This window comes from Streptomyces sp. NBC_00704 (assembly GCF_036226605.1).
Taxonomy (GTDB): domain Bacteria; phylum Actinomycetota; class Actinomycetes; order Streptomycetales; family Streptomycetaceae; genus Streptomyces.
The window spans coordinates 3,320,719-3,346,407 of the sequence record NZ_CP109000.1 but is presented as its reverse complement, the minus strand read 5'-3'; the positions used below and the strand labels follow the sequence as shown (position 1 = coordinate 3,346,407).

General features: G+C 70.2%; 11 protein-coding genes. 7 read left to right on the top strand and 4 right to left on the bottom strand.

Annotation, left to right across the window (positions count from 1 at the left end; all coding sequences use genetic code 11):
• The first annotated feature begins 130 nt into the window (after positions 1-130).
• Positions 131-1,015 carry a cellulose-binding protein gene (locus OG802_RS14520; protein WP_329410762.1) on the top strand — a complete coding sequence of 295 codons (885 nt, stop codon included), beginning with the start codon at positions 131-133 and terminating at the stop codon, positions 1,013-1,015.
• Between the two features lie 119 nt (positions 1,016-1,134).
• Here the strand turns inward: OG802_RS14520 and OG802_RS14515 are convergent, their stop codons facing one another.
• The gene (locus tag OG802_RS14515; RefSeq protein WP_329410759.1) at positions 1,135-2,745 is read right to left on the bottom strand and encodes a sodium/solute symporter; all 1,611 of its coding nucleotides are present in this window, start codon (positions 2,743-2,745) and stop codon (positions 1,135-1,137) included.
• On the bottom strand, positions 2,742-3,170 hold the full coding sequence (locus OG802_RS14510) for a DUF485 domain-containing protein (RefSeq protein WP_329410757.1): 429 nt from the start codon (positions 3,168-3,170) through the stop codon (positions 2,742-2,744). The genes OG802_RS14515 and OG802_RS14510 overlap by 4 nt, the downstream gene beginning before the upstream one ends.
• A gap of 866 nt (positions 3,171-4,036) precedes the next feature.
• On the opposite strand from OG802_RS14510, the gene OG802_RS14505 reads away from it, so the two are divergent.
• Both OG802_RS14505 and OG802_RS14500 read left to right on the top strand, forming a co-directional pair.
• Positions 4,037-4,825, top strand: coding sequence for an ABC transporter ATP-binding protein (locus tag OG802_RS14505; protein ID WP_329410755.1), 789 nt, complete (start codon positions 4,037-4,039; stop codon positions 4,823-4,825).
• A complete protein-coding gene (locus tag OG802_RS14500; protein ID WP_329410754.1) occupies positions 4,822-7,407 on the top strand; it encodes an ABC transporter permease in 2,586 nt (861 codons plus the stop codon). The genes OG802_RS14505 and OG802_RS14500 overlap by 4 nt, the downstream gene beginning before the upstream one ends.
• A gap of 210 nt (positions 7,408-7,617) precedes the next feature.
• Here OG802_RS14500 and OG802_RS14495 read toward each other — a convergent pair whose 3' ends face one another.
• On the bottom strand, positions 7,618-8,175 hold the full coding sequence (locus OG802_RS14495; RefSeq protein ID WP_329410751.1) for a phospholipase A2: 558 nt from the start codon (positions 8,173-8,175) through the stop codon (positions 7,618-7,620).
• A gap of 503 nt (positions 8,176-8,678) precedes the next feature.
• On the opposite strand from OG802_RS14495, the gene mfd reads away from it, so the two are divergent.
• Positions 8,679-12,212: a transcription-repair coupling factor gene (gene mfd / locus OG802_RS14490; protein ID WP_329410748.1), complete on the top strand. Its 3,534-nt coding sequence runs from the start codon at positions 8,679-8,681 to the stop codon at positions 12,210-12,212.
• A gap of 341 nt (positions 12,213-12,553) precedes the next feature.
• Here the strand turns inward: mfd and OG802_RS14485 are convergent, their stop codons facing one another.
• Positions 12,554-12,739 carry an antitoxin gene (locus OG802_RS14485; protein WP_069768583.1) on the bottom strand — a complete coding sequence of 62 codons (186 nt, stop codon included), beginning with the start codon at positions 12,737-12,739 and terminating at the stop codon, positions 12,554-12,556.
• Positions 12,740-13,027: 288 nt separating this feature from the next.
• On the opposite strand from OG802_RS14485, the gene OG802_RS14480 reads away from it, so the two are divergent.
• The 3 genes from OG802_RS14480 to OG802_RS35950 all read left to right on the top strand — a co-directional run bounded on the left by OG802_RS14480 (position 13,028) and on the right by OG802_RS35950 (position 25,663).
• The gene (locus tag OG802_RS14480; RefSeq protein WP_443055247.1) at positions 13,028-13,720 is read left to right on the top strand and encodes an HNH endonuclease family protein; all 693 of its coding nucleotides are present in this window, start codon (positions 13,028-13,030) and stop codon (positions 13,718-13,720) included.
• A gap of 393 nt (positions 13,721-14,113) precedes the next feature.
• Complete coding sequence (locus OG802_RS14475; RefSeq protein ID WP_329410740.1) at positions 14,114-25,096, top strand: LamG-like jellyroll fold domain-containing protein; 10,983 nt, start codon at positions 14,114-14,116, stop codon at positions 25,094-25,096.
• A gap of 90 nt (positions 25,097-25,186) precedes the next feature.
• Entirely contained in the window at positions 25,187-25,663 is a 477-nt protein-coding gene (locus OG802_RS35950; protein WP_443055445.1) for an Imm1 family immunity protein, read from the top strand.
• Positions 25,664-25,689 lie beyond the last annotated feature (26 nt).

The following is a 25,689-nucleotide window of genomic DNA, read 5'->3' as shown; positions in this document are numbered from 1 at the left end:
CGTCCGAGTGTGTTCGGTGTTGGCCGTGACTTGTCTGCGGAGTGTCGCGTTATGAACACTTCCGTCCGATCCATCAAGATATGCGCGACATCATCCATGTCGTGTCCGTCTGGTGGCGAGGGGTTCAAGGATGAGCAGCGCATCGGTGTCACCGCCCGGGTTCGTGACCGTACGAGGCCGCGGCTACCGGCCCGACCAGGTGGACGCGTACACCGTCGCGCTCTGCGCCGACCGGGACGCCGCCTGGGAGCGGGCCGCGCGGCTCACCGTCCTCGCCAAGGACATGGAGGCCGAGGCCGAGCAGTTGCGCACGGTCGTGACCGGGCTCGCGCCGCAGACGTACGACGCGCTGGGGGAGCGCGCGCGGCGCGTTCTCCAGCTCGCGGTCGAGGAGGCGGCGGACGTCCGCGAGAACGCGCGGCGGGCGGCGCTGGAGGACGTCGCGTACGCGGAGACGTGCGCGCTCGATGTGCGCCGGGCGGCCCGGGAGCGGGCGGACGCCGTGCGCGCGGACGCCGAGGACAGCGCCCGTCAGCGGCTGCTCGCGGCGCGCGCCGAGGCCGACGAGGTCCGCATCGGCGCCCGGCGCGAGGTGAAGGAGTACCGCGCGCAGGCGTTGGCCGAGTTGCGTGAGGTGCGCGGGCGCACCGCCGCCATGCTCGCCGGGCAGGAGGAGGAGCAGGCGGAGCGGTGGGCCGCCGCCGAGCGCGAGGTGGCCGAGCGGGCCGCGGCGCTGGACGCCCGGTACGCCGAGGCCGTGGCGGTGGCCGAGGCGGCGCTGTCCGCCGCGGAGTTGGCGTTCGCCGAGGCCGAGGAGGCGGCCCGGCGCGCTCAGGACGAGGCACACGCGCGCGGCGCCGAGATCCTCGCCGAGGCCCGCGCCCGCGAGGAGCGCACCGAGCGGGAGACGGAACGGGTGCTGCGGGAGCACGGCGCGCGCGGGGAGGACGTCCAGGCGCACATGGACCACGTCCGCAACAGCCTCTCCGCCCTCACCGGCAGAGCGGCCGACTGACCCCCGCTCCACTTCCCGCGCCCCCACCGGCCGAGCAGCCGACTGCCCTCGGCTCATCCCCGGCCGAGCAGCCGACTGCCCCCGCTCTTCCCCGGCCGGTGTCGGTCCGCGCGGTCGGGTCAGTTCTCTCTTCTGATCGCCCCCGCCAGGATCCAGCCCTCCACCGCTTCGTACTCGCGGCGCTGTTCCTCGGCCTTGTGGCGGCCCGAGAGCACCGTGCCCAGCCAGCCGAGGGCGAAGCCGAGGGGGACGGTGACGATGCCGGTGGTGGTGAACGGGAACCAGTTGAAGTCGGCTTCGGGGAAGGCGGCGAGGGGGGAGCCCGAGACGAGGTTGGTGCCGGGCATGAGGAGCAGGACGGAGACGGTGCCGCCGATGAGGGTGGCCAGGAGGCCGGTGCGGGTGTACCGGCGCCAGAAGAGGCTGTAGACCAGCGCCGGGGCGAGCGCCGACGCGCCGAGGCAGAAGGAGAGGGTGATCAGGGGCTGGAGGCTGCGGTGCTGGATCTGGGTGGCCAGCAGGATCGTCGGGGCGCCGACGGCCAGGGCGGACAGCCGGGCCAGGAGCATCTCGCGGGCCGGTGGCATCCGCGGGTCGCGGGCGGCGAAGACGTCGTGGGCCAGGGAGTTGGCGCAGGCGAGGATCATGCCGGCGACGGAGGCGAGCACGGTGAGGAAGATCGCCGTCGTGACCGTCGTGAACAGCAGGGTCTCTGCGGTGGAGACGTCGGGGCCGAACGCGCTTCTGGAGCCCAGCAGGTAGGCGGTGTTGCCGCGCGGGTCGGCGCCGGCGATCGCGGCGCGCCCGACGAGGGCCGTCGCGCCGAAGCCGACGACGGTGATGACCAGCACGAACAGGGCGACGCCCGAGACCGCCCAGGACATGGAGCGGCGCACCTGGCGGGCGCTGGAGGCGGTGTACATGCGCATGGTGATGTGGGGCAGGCAGGCGCCGCCCAGCACGACGGACAGCTGCGCGGTGATCATGTCGACGCGGGGGTAGGGGCCGCCCGCGAACTCCAGGCCGGAGCGCAGGAAGGCGTCGCCGACCCCGCTGCCCCGGGCGGCCGCGTCGAAGAGGGCGCCGGGGTTCCAGTCGAAGCGGTACAGGACGATCAGGGCGATCGCGGTGCCGGAACCGAGCAGGGTCACGATCTTCAGCATCTGGATGAGGGCGGTGCCCTTCATGCCGCCGATCGCCGCGTAGCTGATCATCAGCACGCCCATGCAGACGATGCAGCCCGTCTGCACGGAGTCGCCGGAGAACCCCAGGATGAAGGCGAGGAGCTGGCCGGTGCCCGCGAGCTGGACGAGCATCATCGGCAGCAGCGCGGCGAGGGTGACCGCGCAGGCCGTCATGCGCACGGCGCGTCCCGGCATCCGGCGGGCCAGGGCGTCGCCCATGGTGAACCGGCCCGCGTTGCGCAGGGGTTCGGCCAGCAGGAACATCAGCAGCATCAGGGAGAGCGCCGTGCTGAGGGCGAGGACGACGCCGTCGTAACCGCACAGGGCGATGACGCCGCCGGTGCCCAGGACGGTGGCCGCGGAGATGTAGTCGCCGGCGATGGCCAGGCCGTTGCGCAGGGGGGAGAGGGAGCGGTAGCCGGTGTAGAACTCGTCGAGGTCGTCGCGGTCGGGGCCGGTCATCACGCACAGCAGCAGCGTGATGGTGGCGACGGCGGTGAACGCCACGAGGGACATGGTCTGCGCGGTGTCGCTGAACCCGTTCATCGTCCGGCCCCCTCGGGGCGCGTCGCCCGGGCGTCCCGCCTGGCGTCGATCTCGGAGTGGGTGCGGATGCGTTCGGCGAGGGGGTCCACGCGGCGGCGGGCGGTGCGTTCGTACACGACGATCGCCAGCCCGGTGACGGGGAGCTGGAGCAGGGCGAGCAGCAGTCCGGCGGGGAGTCCCGGGGCGGGGGAGGCCGTCATCAGGGACGGGGCGAACGCGGACAGGACGAGGAAGGCGACGAAGTAGCCGAGTGCGGTGAGCGTGGCGACGCGGCGCTGACGGCGGTAGGCGCCGCGCAGGACGCGCAGGTCGCTGTGGCGGCCGAGGGGGGTGTGGCGGGCGGTGCGCCCGCGTGGGGGTTCGGGCGGTGGGGGCGGCGGCTGCCAGGGGTAGGTGGGCTCGGGGTGCGACGGGTGGTGGTACATCCCGCTCCTTGCATGGCTCGGGTCCGTGGCGGCGGACCGCAGGGAGGTGGGGGGCGAGGGACGCACGCTACTCGGGAGTAGGCCCGCTGCGAAGCCTTTTCGCCAAACTGGCTGGTCGGTACGCGCTTACTGCACGGCAGGATGCCTGACCTGCGGTGTTACCGGCGTTAACCCCTCGATTCGGGAGACCGCGCAGGTTCGTTCCGTCAGCGCCGGGCCGCGCGGCGTCCATGCCGGGCCGTGCGGTGTCGGTGCCGAGTCGTGCGGGTCGGCTCCGAGCCGTGCGGGTCGGTTCCGTTCCCGCCGTTCCCGTGCTCCGTGTCCCGACGGCCCGGTGCGTCCTCGGGTCGGTACTCCGTGTCCCTTCCACCCGTTCGGCGGAACGCGGCCTCCCACTTGCGCCTCACGCGACGGCAGGGCGCAGGCTGGGCGGGCCGCAGGGTGGAGACGACCCCGAGAACATCTCCACCCCGCGGTGGACTGCCCCTAGGGGTACCTCCGCACTACGGCTGGGGGAGGGTTCGTACCGGCGGAGGAGGAGACGGGCTCCGGCGGTCCTTAACCTGGCTTTACGCCGCCGACGGGGGTGGACGGCGAACGGCACGGGGGCGGTCAGCCCCCGTGCCGGGGGGTGGGGTTAACCCCCCGGGAAGACGGGCCCGGGCACCAGCGCGCGGAACCGCCTCCCGCGACAGACTCTTCGACACAGCACAACACAGCACCGCTTCACCGCCCGACCGCTTCACCGCTTCTCCGCTCGACGGCTTCATCGCCTCACCGGCGGGCAGCACGGGGCGCCGCGTCCACGAGCACCACCGCCCGCGGCGTCGCACCATCTTTCTGATATCCGACTGAGGAGACTTACCGTGACATCGGCTGTGACCATTCCCAGGCACGGGGGCACTGGAGGGCGTACGGCCGTTGCCGCGCGAGCGCGGCAGGTCGTCAAGGCGTACGGGTCCGGAGAGACCCGCGTCGTCGCCCTGGACCACGTCGACGTGGACATCGCCCGCGGTCAGTTCACCGCGATCATGGGCCCCTCGGGGTCCGGCAAGTCCACCCTGATGCACTGCCTCGCCGGGCTCGACACCGTCTCGTCCGGGCAGATCTACCTGGACGAGACCGAGATCACCGGGCTGAAGGACAAGAAGCTCACCCAGCTGCGCCGGGACCGGATCGGGTTCATCTTCCAGGCGTTCAACCTGCTGCCCACGCTGAACGCGATAGAGAACATCACGCTGCCGATGGACATCGCCGGCCGCAAGCCCGACCAGGCGTGGCTGCGCCAGGTCGTGGAGACCGTCGGCCTCGCCGACCGGCTCAAGCACCGTCCCACCCAGCTCTCCGGCGGTCAGCAGCAGCGCGTCGCCGTGGCCCGCGCCCTGGCCGCCCGACCGGAGATCATCTTCGGCGACGAGCCGACCGGCAACCTCGACTCCCGTGCCGGTGCCGAGGTCCTGGGCTTCCTGCGCCGCTCGGTGGACGACCTGGGCCAGACCATCGTGATGGTCACGCACGACCCGGTCGCCGCCTCCTACGCGGACCGGGTGCTGTATCTGGCGGACGGCCGGATCGTCGACGAGATGTTCAAGCCGACCGCCGAGACCGTCCTGGACCGCATGAAGGACTTCGACGCGCGGGGGCGTACGTCATGACCGTGCTCAGAACCTCGATGCGCAACTTCTTCGCGCACAAGGGACGCATGGCGCTGTCGGCCGTGGCGGTCCTGCTGTCGGTGGCGTTCGTCTGCGGGACGCTCGTGTTCACCGACACCATGAACACGACGTTCGACAAGCTCTTCGCCGCCTCCGCGTCCAATGTGACGGTGAGCGCGAAGGGCGCCTCGGACTCCGGTGAGACGACCGCAGGCAACGGCAAGCCGCCGGTCATGCCGGCGTCCGTGCTCGACAAGGTCCGCCGGGCGCAGGGCGTGAAGTCGGCGCAGGGCTCGGTCTTCTCCAGCGCGGCGACCGTCGTCGACGCCGACAAGGACAGCCTGTCGCCGTCCAGCGGCGCGCCCACCATCGTCGGCAGCTGGAACGCCAACGAGGCCCGCACCATGGAGATCACGCAGGGCGCGGCGCCGAAGGGCGCCGACCAGATCGTGGTCGACGAGGACACCGCCGACAAGCACCACCTCAAGCTCGGCGACGAGCTGGGTGTGATCACCGCGGTCGGCACGCACACCGCGAAGATCTCCGGCATCGCCACCTTCCAGGTCACCAACCCCGGCGCGGCGATCTTCTACCTGGACACCGCGACCGCCCAGACGACGCTGGTCGGCCAGCCGGACGTCTACACGAACGTCAACGTCATGGCGGCGACCGGGGTGAGCGACGCGCAGCTGAAGAAGAGCGTCACGGCCGAGATCGGCGCCGGCTACAAGGTGCAGACCGCCAAGGAGGCCTCCGACGCCAGCCGGGCGGACGTGGGCGACCTGCTGAACGTGATGAAGTACGCGATGCTCGGCTTCGCCGGGATCGCCTTCCTCGTCGGCATCTTCCTGATCATCAACACCTTCTCGATGCTGGTCGCCCAGCGCACCCGTGAGATCGGCCTGATGCGGGCGATCGGCTCCAGCCGCAAGCAGATCAACCGGTCCGTGCTGGTGGAGGCCCTGCTGCTCGGCGTGGTCGGCTCGGTCCTCGGGGTCGGCGCGGGCGTCGGCGTCGCCGTAGGCCTGATGAAGCTCATGGGCATGACCGGTATGAAGCTCTCCACGGACGACCTGACGGTCGCCTGGACGACCCCGGTGATCGGCATGGTCCTCGGTGTCGTCGTCACGGTGCTGGCGGCCTACCTTCCGGCCCGCCGGGCCGGCAAGGTCTCGCCGATGGCCGCGCTGCGCGACGCGGGCGCCCCGGCCGACGCCAGGGCCGGCGTGGTGCGGGCCGTCATCGGCCTGGTGCTCACCGGCGCGGGCGGCGCGGGCCTCTTCCTCGCCTCCGCCGCCGACAAGGCCGCCGAGGGTTCGCTCTGGCTGGGCATGGGCGTGGTGCTGAGCCTGATCGGCTTCGTCGTGATCGGCCCGCTGCTGGCCGGTGCGGTCGTGCGGGCGCTGGGCGCGGTCCTGCTGCGGGCCTTCGGACCGGTCGGACGGATGGCGGAGCGCAACGCGCTGCGCAACCCGCGGCGCACCGGCGCCACCGGCGCGGCCCTGATGATCGGCCTCGCGCTGGTCGCCTGCCTGTCGGTGGTCGGCTCGTCCATGGTCGCGTCCGCGTCGGAGGAGCTGGACAAGAGCGTCGGCACGGACTTCATCATCCGGGGCCGCAACGACGGCCGTCAGCTCGTGACCCCGCAGGCCGTGCAGGCCATCAAGTCGACGCCGGGCCTCGCCCGGGTCACCGAGTACAAGATGGCCGACGCCGACTTCACCACCCCCGACGGCGCGAAGCTCGACGACACGGAGATCACGGCGGCCGACCCGACCTACGCGACCGACCTGCGCATCGAGACCGTCGCCGGCAGGCTCGCCGACGCCTACCGCCCCGACGCCATGTCCGTCCCCGAGAAGTTCGCCAAGGACCACAAGGTCGCCCTCGGCTCGCAGATCGCGGTCGCCTTCCGGGACGGTTCCACGGCCCGGCTGACGGTCCGGGCGATCACCAGCAGCGAGGGCGTCATCGACCAGGGCGCGATGTACACCTCCATCGCCACCCTGAAGAAGTACGTCCCGGCCGGCAAGCTGCCGCTGGACGTGATGGTCTTCGCCAGCGCGAAGGACGGGCAGCAGGACACCGCGTACACCGCGCTGAAGTCGGCGCTGCACGAGTACCCGCAGTACGTGGTCCGCGACCAGACCGACTACAAGCAGGAGTTGAAGGACCAGATCGGGCAGCTGCTGAACCTGATCTACGGTCTGCTCGCCCTGGCGATCATCGTCGCGATCCTCGGTGTGGTGAACACCCTGGCCCTGTCGGTGGTCGAGCGCACCCGGGAGATCGGCCTGATGCGGGCGATCGGCCTCTCGCGCCGCCAGCTGCGCCGCATGATCCGCATGGAGTCGGTCGTCATCGCCCTGTTCGGCGCGCTCCTCGGCCTCGGCCTGGGGATGGGTTGGGGCGCGACCGCCCAGCAGCTGCTGGCCCTCGAGGGCCTGAAGGTCCTCGACATCCCGTGGCCCACCATCATCGGCGTGTTCATCGGCTCCGCCTTCGTGGGCCTGTTCGCGGCCCTGGTGCCGGCGTTCCGGGCGGGCCGCATGAACGTCCTGAGCGCGATCGCGACGGACTGACCGACCGCCCGGCACAGGGCGCGGAAGTCCCGCACAACCGGGAAACCGGGAAACCGGGAAGCCGGGAAACCGGGAAACCGGACACCCGGGAAACCGGACAGGGGGACAGCCGGGAAACCGGACAGCGGGGCACGGAGAGAACTCTCCGTGCCCCGCTGTCAGCTGTCAGCTGTCAGGTGTCAGCTGTCCGCGTGTGCGGCCCCGGCCGGATCAGCCGGCGGCGCGGACCGCGTTGTAGTACTTCTTCGCGGCCTTGTAGCAGGCCGCCTTCAGCCTGCTGCGCTCGGAGGCCGGGAGCGGGTCGGCCCAGAAGCGGTGGCCGCAGACCCGGTTCAGGTCGCCGAGGAGCGCCTTGTCGACGCGCAGCTTGTGGTCCCGCTTGAACGCGGCGTTGCCCACCAGGCTCTTGTAGTTGCGGTACGAGAAGTCGTGGCGGTAGCAGCCCCACTTGAAGACGTAGCCGCCCGGCAGCGTGTCCGGCGAGTAGCTGCAGTAGTCGGTGTGCCAGTTGAACTTGTACTTGTTGATCGAGGCCCGGCCGGCGTTGTGGTCGCCGAGTGCCGAGGTCCACTTCAGCGAAGAGGCCTCGGAGTTCTGGGTGAGGGTCTTCAGCTTGGCGAGCTTCTGCGCCTTGGTCACGGCTGCGGCCGCCGTGGGTGAGGCGGCCGTGTGGGAAGCGGAGGAAGCGGCCAGTGCGGGCGTCGCTCCCGTGACGAGGAGGAGACCCGAAAGGGCGATGCCCGGCACTGCGGCGCGCAACTTGTTCAAGGGTGTAATTCCTTTCCGGATGAATGTGGCCGTCATGGTGGCATGGCCGCGCCAGGCGGGCGATCGCTTTTCCGGCGGTATCGGCGAACGGAATTCGGAGTCGGTTATTCCGTGCCCTGTGACCTGCTCTTTCCTGGCGCCCGCCATACAGAAGACAATTTCGCCCCATGCCGGAGACGGCATATCCGAGCGGGGAGGCGAGCGTCGCGGTCCGGGCTCTCGGCGGGCAAGCTCAGATGTTGCTCAAATCATCTGCGTGAATTCCCGGCATGGGATATCGGGGCGAGCGCATTTCGTTCTGTGCCGCCCGGAAAGAACCGGAAAGGAGCGCGGGACCGACTTCTCGGGAATCGCCGGGAAAGCCGCGGGGAAACGGCGGACGCGACGACGGGGACGCCGAAGCGGCAGGGCGGTCCGGCCCCCGGCGTCGTACGCTTGGCAGCCCCGGCCCGTTCGACGTGTCGGGCTGTTTGCGATGCCCCTCCTCAGACGGAAAGCCCCCCATGAGCCTGCACGGTCTGCTCGACGCCGTCGTCAAGGACGCCGCCCTCGCGGAAGCCATCACCGCGGCCGCCGACGGCAACCGCATGCACGTCGACCTGGTCGGCCCGCCGGCCGCCCGCCCCTTCGCGATCGCCGCCCTCGCCCGCGAGAGCGCCCGCACGGTCCTCGCCGTCACCGCCACCGGCCGTGAGGCCGAGGACCTGGCCGCCGCCCTGCGCTCGCTGCTCCCGCCCGACGGCGTCGTGGAGTACCCCTCCTGGGAGACGCTCCCGCACGAACGCCTCAGCCCCCGCAGCGACACCGTCGGCCGCCGCCTGGCCGTCCTGCGCCGCCTGACCCACCCGCGCCCCGACGACCCGGAGACCGGCCCGGTCTCCGTCGTCGTCGCACCCGTGCGCTCCGTGCTCCAGCCCCAGGTCAAGGGCCTCGGCGACCTGGAACCGGTCGCCCTGCGCTCAGGACAGACGGCCGACCTGAACGAGATCGTCGAAGCCCTCGCCGCGGCCGCCTACGCGCGCGTGGAGCTGGTCGAGAAGCGCGGCGAGTTCGCCGTGCGCGGCGGCATCCTGGACGTGTTCCCGCCCACCGAGGAACACCCCCTGCGCGTCGAGTTCTGGGGCGACGACGTCGAGGAGATCCGCTACTTCAAGGTCGCCGACCAGCGCTCCCTGGAAGTCGCCGAACACGGCCTGTGGGCCCCGCCCTGCCGGGAACTCCTGCTGACGGACGACGTCCGCACGCGCGCGCGTGCCCTCGCCGAGGAGCACCCCGAGCTGGGCGAACTGCTCGGCAAGATCGCCGAGGGCATCGCGGTGGAGGGCATGGAGTCCCTCGCGCCCGTCCTCGTCGACGACATGGAACTGCTGGTCGACGTCCTGCCCAAGGGCGCGATGGCCGTCGTCTGCGACCCGGAGCGGGTGCGCACGCGCGCCGCCGACCTGGTGGCCACCTCGCAGGAGTTCCTGCACGCGTCCTGGGCCGCCACGGCGAGCGGCGGCGAGGCGCCCATCGACGTCGGCGCGGCCTCCCTGTGGTCCATCGCCGACGTCCGCGAACGCGCGCGCGAGCTGGACATGATGTGGTGGTCGGTGTCGCCGTTCGCCGCCGACGACGAGCTGGACGACGGCACGCTGAAGCTCGGCATGCACGCCCCTGAGGCCTATCGCGGCGACACCGCCAAGGCCCTCGCCGACACCAAGGGCTGGCTCGCCGACGGCTGGCGCGTCGCCTTCGTCACCGAGGCCCACGGCCCGGCCGCCCGCACGGTCGAGGTGCTCGGCGGCGAGGGCGTGGCAGCCCGCCTCGACAACGACCTGACCGAGCTGAGCCCCTCCGTCGTGCACGTCTCCTGCGGCTCGATCGACTACGGCTTCGTCGACCACGCGTTGCGCCTCGCCGTCCTCACCGAGACCGACCTGACCGGCCAGAAGGCGGCCGGCAAGGACGGCGCGCGCATGCCCGCGCGCCGCAGGAAGACCATCGACCCGCTCACCCTGGAGGCGGGCGACTACATCGTCCACGAGCAGCACGGCGTGGGCCGCTACATCGAGATGGTGCAGCGCACCGTCCAGAGCGCCACCCGCGAGTACCTGGTCGTGGAGTACGCGCCCGCCAAGCGCGGCCAGCCCGGCGACCGCCTCTACATCCCCACCGACCAGCTGGAGCAGATCACCAAGTACGTCGGCGGCGAGGCCCCCACGCTGCACCGGCTCGGCGGCGCCGACTGGACGAAGACGAAGGCGCGCGCCAAGAAGGCCGTCAAGGAGATCGCCGCCGACCTGATCAAGCTGTACAGCGCGCGGATGGCGGCCCCCGGCCACGCCTTCGGCGCCGACACGCCCTGGCAGCGCGAGCTGGAGGACGCCTTCCCCTACGCGGAGACGCCCGACCAGCTCACCACCATCGCCGAGGTCAAGGACGACATGGAGAAGACGGTCCCGATGGACCGCCTGATCTGCGGCGACGTCGGCTACGGCAAGACCGAGATCGCCGTGCGCGCCGCCTTCAAGGCCGTCCAGGACGGCAAGCAGGTCGCCGTCCTCGTGCCGACGACCCTGCTCGTGCAGCAGCACTTCGGCACCTTCAGCGAGCGCTACGCGCAGTTCCCGGTGAAGGTGCGCGCCCTGTCCCGCTTCCAGACCGACACCGAGGCCAAGGCCACCCTGGAGGGTCTGCGCGAGGGCTCGGTGGACATCGTCATCGGCACCCACCGCCTGTTCTCCTCCGAGACCAGGTTCAAGGACCTCGGCCTGGTCATCGTCGACGAGGAGCAGCGCTTCGGCGTCGAGCACAAGGAGCAGCTGAAGAAGCTCCGCGCGAACGTCGACGTCCTGACCATGTCGGCGACCCCGATCCCGCGCACCCTGGAGATGGCCGTCACCGGCATCCGCGAGATGTCGACGATCACCACGCCGCCGGAGGAGCGCCACCCGGTGCTCACCTTCGTCGGCCCCTACGAGCAGAAGCAGATCGGCGCCGCCGTCCGCCGCGAACTGCTGCGCGAGGGCCAGGTCTTCTACATCCACAACCGGGTCGAGTCGATCGACCGGGCGGCCGCGCGACTGCGCGAGATCGTGCCCGAGGCGCGCATCGCCACCGCGCACGGCCAGATGTCGGAGACGGCGCTGGAACAGGTCGTCGTCGACTTCTGGGAGAAGAAGTTCGACGTGCTCGTCTCGACGACGATCGTCGAGTCCGGCATCGACATCTCCAACGCCAACACCCTGATCGTGGAGCGCGGCGACACCTTCGGCCTGTCCCAGCTGCACCAGCTGCGCGGCCGGGTGGGCCGCGGCCGCGAGCGCGGCTACGCCTACTTCCTCTACCCGCCGGAGAAGCCCCTCACCGAGACCGCCCACGAGCGGCTCGCGACGATCGCCCAGCACACCGAGATGGGCGCGGGCATGTACGTGGCGATGAAGGACCTGGAGATCCGCGGCGCGGGCAACCTCCTCGGCGGCGAGCAGTCCGGCCATATCGCGGGCGTCGGCTTCGACCTGTACGTCCGCATGGTCGGCGAGGCCGTCGCGGACTACCGGCGTCAGCTGGAGACCGGCGGGATCGAGGAGGAGCCGCCGCTCGAGGTCAAGATCGAGCTGCCGGTCGACGCCCACGTCCCGCACGACTACGCGCCCGGCGAGCGGCTGCGGCTCCAGGCCTACCGGGCCATCGCCTCCGCCAACTCCGAGGACGACGTGAAGGCCGTCCGGGAGGAACTCGTCGACCGGTACGGCAAGTTGCCGGAACCGGTGGAGAACCTGCTGCTGGTGGCGGGACTGCGGATGCTGGCCCGTGCGTGCGGCGTCGGCGAGGTCGTGCTCCAGGGCGCCAACATCCGCTTCGCGCCGGTGGAGTTGCGCGAGTCGCAGGAACTGCGCCTGAAGCGGCTGTACCCCGGCTCGGTCATCAAGCCCGCCGCCCACCAGGTCCTCGTCCCCCGTCCGAAGACCGCCAAGGTCGGCGGCAAGCCGCTGGTCGGACGCGAACTGCTCGGCTGGGTGGGGGAGTTCCTGGCGACGGTCCTGGGCTCGTAGGGCCGGAGCGGCGGCCGCGGCCGGGATCGGGTCGCGGCGGCCGCGGCCGGGGTCGCGGCGGTCACCGGGCCGCGACGGCCGGGTATCGGCGGGCCGCGATGGCCGGGCGTCGGCGGGATGTCGGCGGCCGGGTATCGGCGGGGCGCCGGCGGCCGGACGTCGGAGCGTGGGGGCGTCGGAGGGGCGCCGGCTGCGATGCGGCCGCCGCCACCACGTGCGGAAGCCGCCCGCGGGGAGGAACCTCCCCGCGGGCGGCTTCGCCGGAACGGTGCGCGCACGTGCGGCCGGGCCCGTCCGGTGGGTCCGGTCGCGCGCGGGCGCGGGCTACGGCCGTGCGCGGGCTACGGCTGTTCGGGCCGGTCCTCGTCCATGCCGAGCCGCTCGTGCAGCTTCCGCTGCCCGGTGTCGACCTGGGACTCGTACTTGTCGCCCGTCTTCTCGTTGACCGTGCGTTCGGCGGCGTCGGACATGTCCCTGGCCTTGTCCTGGGCCGCCTTGTTGCTCTTGAACCTGTCGAAGATGCCCATGCGAGCTCCTTTGCGAAGGTGACTCCCCTCCGACGATATTCCCGAGATGCGGCAGATGCCCACTCGAACTCCCGATGGTCTGGACCACCCGCCGCCTCGCCCGCCGCCTCCGCCGCCACGTCCGCCGCCCCCTCCGCCCGTCGCCTCCGTGCGCCCCCTCGCTACGGTGTGTGCGAGTCCCCGGCTGGGGAATCCGCCCTGTGCGGGGTGGCGGCAGGCAGGCAAGGGGAGGGGCGCGTGAGGCGTCTGAGGGGCGGGACGGCGGCTGCCGTCGTGCTGATGTGTGCCATGACGGTTTCCGGATGCACCGACGAGCTGGCAGGCTCGGGAGCAGGCGCCGGTTCGGGGCCCGGAGAACCCGGAGCGACGGCGGGCGGCGGAGCGGCCCTCGCGGCGGCCCGGGCGCTGCCCGTGAAGGGCCGGGCGCCCAAGACCGGCTACGGCAGGGAGAAGTTCGGCTCCGCCTGGGCGGACACGGACTCCAACTCCTGCGACACCCGCGACGACATCCTCAAGCGTGACCTGGAGCGGGTGCGGTTCGCCGACGGCCACTGCAAGGTGTCCTACGGCGTGCTGGAGTTCGACCCGTACTCGGGCAAGGACGTCACCTACCGGCGGGGCAGCAGCAAGGTGGACATCGACCACATGGTCGCCCTGTCCGACGCCTGGCAGAAGGGCGCCAAGTACTGGGACGCGGGCAAGCGGATAGCCCTCGCCAACGACCCGCTCAACCTGCTGGCGGTGGACGCGAGCACCAACCGCTCCAAGGGGGACGGTGACACGGCGACCTGGCTGCCGCCCAACAAGGCCTACCGGTGCACCTACGTCGCCGCTCAGGTCGCGGTGAAGAAGAAGTACGAGCTATGGGTCAGCGCGGCCGAGAAGGCGGCGATGGAGAAGGTCCTGACGGCCTGCCCCGGCCAGCGTCTTCCCGTCGGCGGCAATCCGACGAAGGCGCCGGGGCGCTTCCACGGGGGCTGAACCTGGATGTTCCGTCCACGACATCACGTCGAGTGTGAAGATCCGGTGTGGTGCGGTTGATGAGATCGCAAAGGGCCGCACCGGCCCTTAACGGAGGTGTGGCAGCAAAACGGTCAGATTTAAAAACAGCTGGTCAAGGCAGCTGCAAGACCTCACCGCAAAGCTGTTCATGGATGATTAACGGCAGGCAAGATCGGCAGGCTTCTGTGTCGTTTTCCGATTTGTTGGAGTCCTGCCGTGCTGCCTCCCCGGCTGCTGAGCCGTCGCCCGCGCCGTAAGTCCCGCCTGCGCGGCACGCTCCGACCCCGCCCTGTCAGACGAGTGAACGGAGCGTTCCGTTCCCGAAGAACTCTGCGGGGATGCGCCGCGCTCCTGCTGACCGCTCTCGTGCTGATGCTGACGACCGACCAGGCTGTCGCCGAGGGACGGGAGTTCGGCCGAATCGAGCTGCCCGGCATGAGCCTGGCTTCCCTGGCCTCCTGGTTCACGGACCCGCAGTGGGGCAAGCTGCCGCACCAGCAGTCCGGCACCGCGGCCGGTCATCGGCACCGCGTCGACGCGGCCGTCACCACCGCACACCGCGGCTCCGGACACGCCCCCGGCAAGGGCAGGGGAGAACTCCCCGCCTACCAGGCGCACAAGCCGGCCACCAAGGCGGGCCGGAGCGCCGGTGGTGCCGGATTCGACACCAGGACCAGCAAGCGCAGCGCGACCAAGTCCACGAGCACGGAGACCGCCTACGACAACGCCGACGGTTCCGTCACCCGCCGGATGTCCCAGACTCCTGTCAACTATCAGGCTGGAAAGGGCAGATGGGCGCCCATCGACGTGGATGTGCGCGCCGGACCGGACGGGCGCTGGCACGAGGCGGCCAACTCCGTCGACGTCGACTTCGCCGCCAAGGCCACCGACCCCGCGTTGACCTCCCTCGCGACCGACACGAAGCACCGTGTTGCCTACGGCCTGAAGGGCGCGGCCCCGGTCGAGGGCACCGCCGACGGTTCGACCGTCACGTACGACGAGGTCCTCCCCGCCACCGACCTGCTGCTCGCGCCGACCGCCACCGGCGTGAAGGAGTCCGTCGTCCTCGACTCCGCGGATGCCGGCAACACCTGGACCTTCCCGCTCACCCTCCAGGGACTCACCCCGGTCCGGGCGACCGGCGGCTGGATCGACCTGCGGGACTCCTCCGGCACGACCGTCGAGCGCATCCCTCCGTCGTACGCCTACGACTCCAAGGTCGACCGGCGCTCCGGCGACCCGGCGACCACCCACGCCGTCACCACCGACCTCGTCCGCGACGGCGACGGCTACGCACTCGAGATCACCCTCGACAGCGCCTGGCTGCACAGCGCCGACCGCGTCTTCCCCGTCACCGTCGACCCCACCGTCCAGGACGGCTGGACCACCACCTACGCAGAGTCCGGCACCGGCAACAACGTCGACCACTCCTACGAGCAGACCATCAAGGTCGGCTCCTACGACTCCGGCGCCCACGCCGCCAACAGCTTCGTCAATCACTGGGACACCGCGTGGGACGGCAGCGGAGCGACCGTCACCGCCGCGACGCTGCACCTCTTCGACACGTGGGCCTCCACCTGCCAGGTGCCGGAACGATTCGACGTCGCGCTCGTGACCGGCGCCTGGACGCCTGAGGGCGTCACCAGCTACCCCGGGCCCTCCAAGGGGGCGTCGATCGGCAGCGCCACCCCCACCGTCCCCAACGCCTGCAAGAACACCACCGCCGACCGCACCGTCGGCGACTGGGTGAGCGTCCCTCTCTCCACTTCCGCGATCCAGGGCTGGCTCAGCGGCACCACCGCCGACCACGGCCTGGCCGTCTACGCGGCCACCACGGACGCCTTGCACTGGAAGCAGTTCGGCTCCTTCAACGACCCTGGCAAGGGCCCCTGGATCGAGGTCACCTACACCGGCAACACCGCCCCGCAGCTCTACGAGCAGTTCCCGGCGGACAACGCGGTCGTCGGCACCACCACGCCCGAGTTCACCGCCTGGGCCGGTGGCGCCAACTCCACCTCCGGCAGCACCGACAAGTACCTCTTCCAGGTCTTCGATGCCGCCGGCGCCAAGGTCGCCGACTCGGGCCTGGTGGCGACGGGCGACTGGACCGTCCCGGCGGGCAAGCTCGCCTGGGGCAAGAACTACAGCTGGACCGTCCAGGCGTACGACGCCGCCACGGCGCTCTACTCACCGGCCGACCCCTACCAGATATCGGTCCAGGTCCCGCAGACCGTCATCACCTCGGGACTCTCGCAGAACAGCAGCGACCACGGGTTCGACGCGTCGATCGGCAACTACACCACCTCGGACACCGACGCCTCCGTCTCCACGGTCGGCCCGTCCCTCGACGTGGACCGTGACTACAACTCCCGTGACCCGCGCTGGACGGGCGCGTTCGGCTCGGGCTGGTCGAGCATCTTCGACGCACGGGCGACCGAGCAGTACACGGCGGCCGGCGTGGTCGCGAGCGTGCAGGTCACCTACCCGGACGGCTCCCAGGCGGGCTACGGAAAGAACAGCGACGGCACCTTCACCCCGGGCAACGGGCGGTTCGCCACCTTCAAGACGGTCACCGGCGGCTACACGCTGACCGACAAGGACGACACCCTCTACACCTTCACCCAGTCCCTGGGGTCCGGAGCCTACGGACTGACATCCGTGACGGACGCCAACGGCCGGGCGCTGAACCTCACCTGGACCGGCGCCCCCGCCCACATCACCAAGATGACCTCGGCGGTCTCCGGCCGCTCCCTCGGCCTCACCTGGTCCACCCCGTCCGGCGCGCTCGCCGCGCACGTGGCGACCGTGGTGACCGACCCGGTGACGGCCGGGGACCAGGCCACGGTCCAGACCTGGACCTACGGCTACACCGGCGACCAGCTCACCAAGGTGTGCACCCCGCTGTCGGCCACCAAGTGCACGGTCTACGGCTACACCACCGGTTCCGGCTACCAGAACGCGGCGCTCGACCTCGACCCGCACACCTTCTGGCCGCTGTCGGAGACCTCCGGCACCAGCGCCAAGGACGCCGTCCTCGCCAACGAGGGCACGACGAACGCGACGTACGAGAACGTCGGCGTCGGCCAGAGCGGCGGCCCGCTGACCGGCTCCTCCTCGAAGGCGGCCACCTTCAACGGCACCACCTCCGACGTGTCCCTGCCGAAGAACCTCGGCAACGACACCGACTCGGGCGCGCTCTCGCTCTGGTTCAAGACGTCAGCCGGACCCGGCGTGCTCTACTCCTACGCCTCCCAGCCCATCGGCTCGGGCCAGGCGTCCGGCTTCTACACGCCGTCGATCTACGTCGGCTCGGACGGCAAGCTCAACGCCGAGTTCTGGTACAGCGGCGGCATCAACCCGATCGTGACCCCGGCGTCCGTCGCCGACGGCAAGTGGCACCACGTCGTGCTGTCCGCGGCGGGCAACTCCCAGTCGCTCTACCTGGACAACGCCAAGGTCGGCTCACGCACCGGCACCGTCTCCATCAAGAGCGCGACCGCCTTCGGCAAGAACCAGTCCTTCAATTACCTCGGCACCGGTTTCCTCGGCGGCAGCTGGCCCGACCATCCGACGTACTCCGACGACGACGGCCACGCCACGTACTTCAACGGCTCCATCGCCGACGTCGGCTGGTACAGCCGCCCGCTCGTCGCCGCCGACGTCAGCGCGCTCTACACGTACGGCACGCACAGCGAGTCCCTGCTGACCTCGGTCAAGCGGCCCTCCGGCAAGACGTACGCGGCGATGACGTACGACACCAACTCCACCGTGCTCAACCGGATGACGGACGAGAACGGCGGAACCTGGGTGCTGGGCGCCCCCACCGTCTCCGGCTCCAGCGACACCTACCGGGGCGCGGTGCTCGGCGGGGCGCCGAGCGAGTACTTCCGGCTCGGCGAGGCCGCGGGCGCGACCACCGCCGTCGACCAGGTGCGCGGCGGAGACGGCACGTACAGCGCGGTCACCCTCGGCTCGGCCGGTCCCTTCAGCGACCAGAAGGCCGCGGCCTTCGACGGGACCACCTCCTCGCTGGCCCTGCCGAACGGCTCGGTGCCCGGCTCGGGCGCGGAGTCGACGAGCATGTGGTTCAAGACGACCACGGCGGGCGGCGTGCTGCTCGGTGCGAGCAAGGACCCGCTGAGCGCGGGCACCACGGCGACGAGCTACACGCCGGTCCTCTACGTCGGCACCAGCGGCAAGCTGCACGGCGAGTTCTACTTCTCCGGCGGCTCCACCAAGCCGCTCGTCTCCGCCGCCGCGGTCACCGACGGCAAGTGGCACCAGGTCGTCCTCTCCACCAGCACCACCAGCCAGTCCGTCTACCTCGACGGCGCCCTCGTCGGCACCCAGACCGGCACCGCCGCGATGACCGGACAGCCGTACACGTACGTCGGCGCGGGCTTCAACGGCGGCAACTGGCCGGACGAGGCGCACACCAGCTCCACCTCCAACACCGGGTACGCGACCCGCTTCAAGGGCTCCATCGCCGAGGTCGCGCTGTTCCGCTCGCAGCTCTCCGCCGCGGACGTCACCCAGAGCTACGAGGCAGCGAAGAACTCCACGGGCCTGCTCCCGGTCGAGACGGTGACCGTGACCTCCCCGACCACCGCGGTCCTGAAGTACACGTACGACGTCACCAACAACAACCGCGCCCTCACCGAGACCGACGGCCTCGGCAACAAGACCAGCTTCGGCTATGACTCGGCCGGTTTCGAGCACACCGTGACCGATCCGAACGGCGCGATGACCATCACCGGTCACGACGTGCGCGGCAACGTGGTCTCGTCCACGTCCTGCCAGGACCAGGCCGCGAACAAGTGCAACACCGAGTACTACACGTACTACCCCGACGACACGACAGCGCAGCTGACCACCGCCGACCCGCGCAACGACCAGCTGCTGACCGAGCGCGACGGCCGGTCCGCCTCGGCCACCGACACCACGTACCTCACCTCGTTCACCTACGACACGGCCGGCAATCAGACCGCGATCACCGGCCCGGCCGTCCCGGGCTTCCCGTCCGGGCGCTCCACGACCACCGTCTACAGCGACGGCACCAGCACCTACCCGTCCGCCGACGGCGGGGTGGTCCCCAAGGGCCTGCCGGTGAAGACCGTCTCGCCCGGCGGCGCCGTCAACCAGGTGGCGTACCTCAAGAACGGTGACGTCGCCTCCACGACGGACGCCGCCGGACTCGTCACCTCGTACACCTTCGACGGCCTCGGCCAGGTCCTCACCCAGAAGGTCGTCTCCGACACCTACCCGGCAGGCCTGGTGACGTCGTACGTCTACGACACCGCGGGGCAGGTGCTCGAGGAGCACGACCCGCAGCTCACCGACCGTGTCACCGGCGCCACCCACGCCGCCGTCACCAGCTCCGTGTACGACGACGACGGCGACGTCATCTCGCAGACGGTGGCCGACGCGAGCGGCGGCGACCACTCCCGCACGCAGAACTGGACCTACGACGCCTACGACCGGGTCCTGACCGAGTCCGACGCCAACGCGGCCGAGGGCGCCGCCAACGGCAACACGACGACGTACACCTACGACACCTCCGGCAACAAGACCAAGGAGGTGACGACCGCCGGCACCGAGACCCGGTACACCTACGACGACAACGGCGACCTGCTCACCCAGGGCCTGATGTACACGGGCGACCCGGTGGACCCGCAGCCGGCGGTGCTCCTCACCGAGTCCTCCCGGGCCTACGACCCGGCCGGACGGCTCGCGTCCATCACCGACGCGATGGGCAACACCACCGCGTACACCTACACCGACGACGGTCTGACCTCGACGGTGAAGCGGACCAGCGCCGACGGCAACAGCACCTACACGCTCGAATCGGACGTCTACGACGCGGCCGGCAACCTCACCCAGCAGACCACCGACAACGGCGAGACGGTCAGCAGGTACACCGTCGACGCGGCGTCCCGGACCACGTCCACCGAACTGGACCCGACCGGCGTGGACCGGGTGACGACCGTGTCGTACACCCCGGACGACCAGGTTGCCTCCGAGAACGACCACGACTCCTCCGGCTACGACCGCACCACCACCAACAGCTACGACGACATGGGCAACCTGCTCGCCGAGACGCTGTACGGGGACGCCTCCGGCCACCCGGCCGCCTGGTGGAAGCTGAACCAGACCGGCGGCCGCTCCGTCACGGACGCCTCCGGCACCGGGAACACGGCCACCGCGGGCCCCGGGGTCACCTGGGCGGACGACGCGGCGAAGTTCGCGGGCACGACGACCGGCACGGGTGACGTCGTCGCCACGAACAGCCCCGTCCTGGACACCACCGCCTCCTACACGGTCTCCGCGTGGGTGAACCTCGCCGACGCCTCCACCTTCCGCACCTTCGTCGCCCAGGGCGGTGCCAACCGGGCCTCCTTCTACCTGCAGTACTCCAAGACCGACAACGCCTTCCGCTTCCACGCCGCGGGCTCCGACGTGGCCTCGCCGTCCGCGTTCTACGACGCCACCGCGTCCACGGCCGCGCCGCTGAACACGTGGACCCACCTGGTCGGCGTCTTCGACTCGGGCAACGGCTCGATGAAGCTGTACGTCAACGGCGCACAAGCGGGCTCCGCCACGAACACCTCGCCGTGGACCGGCACCGGACCGCTGTCCGTCGGCGGCGCGAAGACGGCCGGGGGCGCCACCTCCGACGTCGTCAACGGCGAGGTCGGCGACGTGCAGGTCTACCAGCGGGCGCTTTCCGCGACCGATGTGACCTCCCTCTACGGCAAGGGCCGCAGCGGTGGCACGGTCGGCTCCTCCGACGCCCAGACCACCCGGTACACCTACGACCGGCGCGGCCTGCCGACGTCCATGACGGACGCCGAACAGCACACCACCGACTACGCCTACGACGAGGCCGGCAACCTCGCGGTCACCACCGCGCCGGCGGTCCAGGCCGAGCCCGACGGCACCGCCGCCTCCACCGTCCGTCCCGTCACCACCAGCGGCTTCAACACGTTCGGCGAGGGGGTCGAGGAGCAGGACCCGGACGGCCTGGTCACGACGACCGTCTACGACGCAGAGGGCAACAAGGTCTCCGAGACCCTCCCCGCGTACACCCCGGCGGGCGCGTCCGCTCCCAACGCGGGCACCACGGTGTGGACGTACGACAGCGAGGGCAACCAGACCTCGGTCACCTCCCCCGGCGGGAAGACCTCCTCCTACCTCTACGACCAGCTGGGCGATGTCGCCCAGGTCACGGACGCCGACGGGACGAAGACGCACGCCGTCTACGACGCCGACGGCGACCAGCTCTCCGCGACCGACGGCACCGGCGCCCAGGCGCAGGCCACGTACGACTTCCTCGGCCGCCAGGTCACCTCGACGACGATGGAGCGCCGTCCGTCGACGAGGACCCTGACGAGCACCACGTCCTACGCGGTCACCACCGGCAACCCCTACGGGGCGCACGCCTCCTCGACCACCTCGCCGGGCGGGGTGACGTCGTCCTACGCCTACAACCGGGCCGGTGACGTCACCTCGGTCACCGACGGCGCGGGCAACACCACCCGCTACACCTACGACTTCGAGGGCAACCGGCAGAAGACGATCCTGCCCGACAACACCTGGACCCAGACCGACTACAACGCGGCCGGCGACCCGACGACCACGCGCGCGTACGACGCGAACAACGTCCAGCTGTGGGCGACCTCGCAGGCCTACGACGGCGTCGGCAACCTGACCGCCGCCACCGACGCCCGCGGCCACACCAGCCACTTCACCTACGACGCGGCCGGCACGGTCACCCAGGAGATACAGCCGGTCGACGCCTCGACGTCGATCACGACGACCTTCGGTTACGACGCGGCCGGCAATCGCACCCGCTTCACCGACGGCCGCGGCAACTCCTGGCGCTACGCGTACACCCCGTGGGGACAGCAGGAGAAGATCACCGAACCGGCCACGGCCCAGCACACCTCGGCCGCCGACTCCACGACGACGTTCGCCTACGACTCCGACGGACAACTGACGGGCGCCACGCTCCCCGGCGACACGACGACGTCGATGACGTACGACAACGTCGGGCGGCTGAAGTCGATGTCCGGCGCGGGCGCGGACGCGGCCACCGCGAAGCGCAGTTTCACCTACGACGCCGAGGGCCGAGTGCTGTCGGCCGACACCGACGAGGCCGGCATCGCCGGCGCGGCCGACCACCAGGACGCCACGCACGACGCGTTCACCTACGACGACCGCGGCGACCTGCTGACGACGTCGGGATCCGCGGGCACGTCGAGCTTCGCCTACAACGACGACTCGAACGTCACCTCCCGAACCGACGCCGCCGGCACGACGACCTACGGCTATGACACGGCGGGTCGCCTGTCCTCCCTGGACGACCCGGTGACCGGCAACCGACTGACGTACACCTACGACCAGTTGAGCGATGTCAAGACGGTCAGGTACGGCTCGACGGGCCAGACACGCACCTTCACCTACAACAACGCGCACGAGCTCACGAACGACGTCCTCGTCCAGGGCGCCTCGACGATGGCGAGCTTCGCCTACGGCTACGACGCGAACGGGAACCTGACGTCGAAGACGACGACGGGCGTTTCGGGCGCGTCGGCGAACACCTACGGCTACGACTGGGCCAACCGCCTGACGTCGTGGAACAACGGGTCCACCACGACCGCGTACGCCTACGACGCCTCGGGCAACCGCATCCGCAACGGCGCGGACGTCTACACCTACGACGAGCGCGACGAACTTACCTCGGACGGCACGCACAGCTACACGTACTCGGCGCGCGGCACGATGACCCAGGAGTCCTCGACGGCCGGCGGGACGGTCGCGTACAAGACGGACGCCTTCGGCGGGCAGATCGTCGCGGGCGAGCAGTCCTACACGCTGGACGCGACCGGCCGCAACATCACGGACCGCGTCACGTCGACGGGCACGACCCGCACCTTCGCCTACTCGGGCGCGGGCAACACCATCGCCTCCGACGGGGACGACACGTACACGTTCGACCCGGGCGGCGGCCTGGTCGGAGTCAAGAGCACCGGTGGCACAGGGGTCCTGGCCCTGACCGACCAGCACAACGACGTGGTCGGCTCCTTCACCTCCGGCGCGACGACGCTGGCGGGCTCGGCGTCCTACGACCCGCTGGGCAAGGTGGTCTCTCCGACGAACACGGTCACCGGCCACCTCGGCTTCCAGTCCGGCTGGACCGAACCCGGCACCGGTGACGTGGGCACGGCGTCCCGCTGGTACGACCCGGGCACCGGCGTCTTCCTCAACAAGGACAGCGTGTCGCTGAACCCGGTCCCGAACTCGGTCTCCGCGAACCCCTTCGCGTACGTCGACGACAACCCGATGGCGGGCACGGACGAGTCGGGCAACTGCTCCTGGTACGACGTGGTCTGCGGCGCGAAGAAGACCGTCCACAAGGTTGCCAAGACGGTGAAGCACGCGGCGAAGAAGGTCTACCACGCGGCCAAGCACGTGGCCCGCAAGGTCGTCCACGCGGTGAAGCACGCGGCCCACAAGGTGGTCCACCACGTGCGGGACGTATACCACGCGACGGTGCGGGTGGTGCGCCGCGTCTACCACTACACGGCCCGGAAGGTGAAACGCGCGGCCCGCCGCGTGGTCCATGCCGTCCATACCGCCTATCACAAGGCGTCGAAGGCGGTGCACCGCGTCGTCCACACCGTCAAGAAGGCGGCGAAGAAGGTCACCCACGCCGTGAAGAAGGCCGCCCACGCGGTGGCGTCCGCTTCGAGGACGGCGTACCACGCCACGGTCAAGGCGGCGAAGGCCACCGTGACCTACGCCAAGCACCACGCGGCCGCGATCACCTCCTTCGTGATCTCGACGGCGGTGTTCGCGGGCTGCGAGGCCCTGACCGCCGGCGTCGGCTCGATCGGCTGCGCCGCGGCGGCGGGCGCGGTCGGTTCCCTGGTGGAGCAGGGCTTCGCGTGCGCGGAGAACGGCGGCGACGACTGCTCCGGTGGCGCCTTCGCGGGCGCGGCGGTGACGGGTGCGATCGCCGGAGCGCTGGGCGGCGCTCTGGGCAAGATCGGCGGCAAGCTGCTGGCCAAGGCGGCTCCGAAGGCGATGAAGGTCGTCGGCGGCCTCTTCGGCAAGGGTGCGACGGAGGCCGAGGAGACAGCGGCCACGGATGCGACCGAGGCGGCGACTTCGCGGGCGGACTCGGAGGGCGCGGGGTCCAGGTCGCAGTCACATGCGGATGAGTCCGGTCCGGGCTGCCCGATGCCGCACAGCTTCACGGGTTCGACCCGGGTGCTGATGGCCGACGGCACGACGAAGGCCATCGACCGGGTGCGCGTGGGCGACGAGATCACCAACTCGGTGCCGGGCGCGACGGGAACGCAGGCCCACACGGTGACCACTGTCATCGTGACCCACACCGACCACGACTTCGTGGACGTGACGGTGAAGGCGACGGCGGCCAAGGCCGCTGGGAACGCCGCTGGAAAGTCCGGCGCGAAGAAGGCCGCTGAGAGGTCCGGTGCGAAGAAGGCCGGAGTGAGGTCTCTCGGCAAGAAGGTCGCACGCAAGGCGGCGTTCGGCCTGGCGGCGTCGGCGGCGGTGCTGGGCGCTCTCTCGGCCGGCCACGGCCAGGGTGACGCCAAGGCGCCGGCTACCCAGCCGGTGGCGGCGGTCAGCACGGTCGCCGGAGCGGCCACGCAGGACGACGCTCACCTCCAGACGACCTTCCACCACCCCTTCTACGACAAGACCCGGTCCGCCTTCGTCGAGGCCAAGGACCTGAAGTCCGGCGACGTCCTCCAGACGCCGACGGGCACGGCCCAGGTCACTGATGTACGCCTGTACCACGCGAACACCACCACATACGACCTCACCATCGGCACCCTCCACACCTATTATGTGGAGGCCGGGGACACGCCGGTCCTCGTCCACAACTGCGACTCGGTAGGAGACGTTGCCGACGGCCTCCCGGTTCGAGGCTCTGGGGACAAGACGGTCGGGCAGGTCGTAAAGTTTGGAGACGACGGGGTTTCGAAGGTCGGGAAACCCTTTCAGAGTGGACACACTTCGGCCTCTGAAGACATTGACAAGTTCCTCACAGATTCCCCTCACATCAGCAACCCGCCATCTGGAATGCACCCATCTGTGAGTCACGTTGAGACGAAACTAGCATGGAGCATGCGAAATGCTGGCATGAAATCGGTGGACGTTGTCATAAACCACGCCAGCGGCCCCTGTAGCGGCACGCTAGCGTGCGAATCGGCCGTCAAGGCCGTCCTCCCTAGAGGCTCGACGTTGAATGTGTGGTTCAGGAATGCGGCAGGGGATATGGAAAATATTCCACTGCGCGGCCTCGCAGATCCTCTGGAATGAGTGGTAGCAGTGATACTGAGCGCCTTCTTTAATGGCATTTGGACCTATGGTGAGTCTGTGGAGGAAAAGGTCCGCATAATTTCGAGCGTCATGGAGAGCCTTCCCGGCGAGAGCGGAGAGGGGCGAACCTACACTCCGGGAAGTGATGCGTGGTTTTCCATGGCGAGCGAGCGACACAGCAATGAACATCGAGTGGCGGATAACCATCTGCGCGTGGCAGTCAACAGGCGGACGGGATATGGGAGTCTCATCTGGTTTGTCGACGGCGACAGGTCCAGGGTGGATGAGGTCCATAAATCTGTTTGGATTTCCGATAATCCCCATCCGCCTTCCGTCGACCCGCGCGTTGTATCAGACCCTGGCTACCCTCTTTTTCATGACCCGGCTAGCGCGATTCCACTTGATCGAGTTCGCGCCGCGCTCGAAGAATTCTGCCTTTCAGGGAACGGGAACCGCCCTAGCTGCATCGGCTGGGTATCAGGGGAAGCGAACGGTCAGCGGCTTGACAGGGCCCCTGTGGTGGACTTCGTCGAAGATCCGGTGATTGACTGGGGAAGCCTTTCGTAGCAGACGGCGGGAAAATCGCGCGAAGA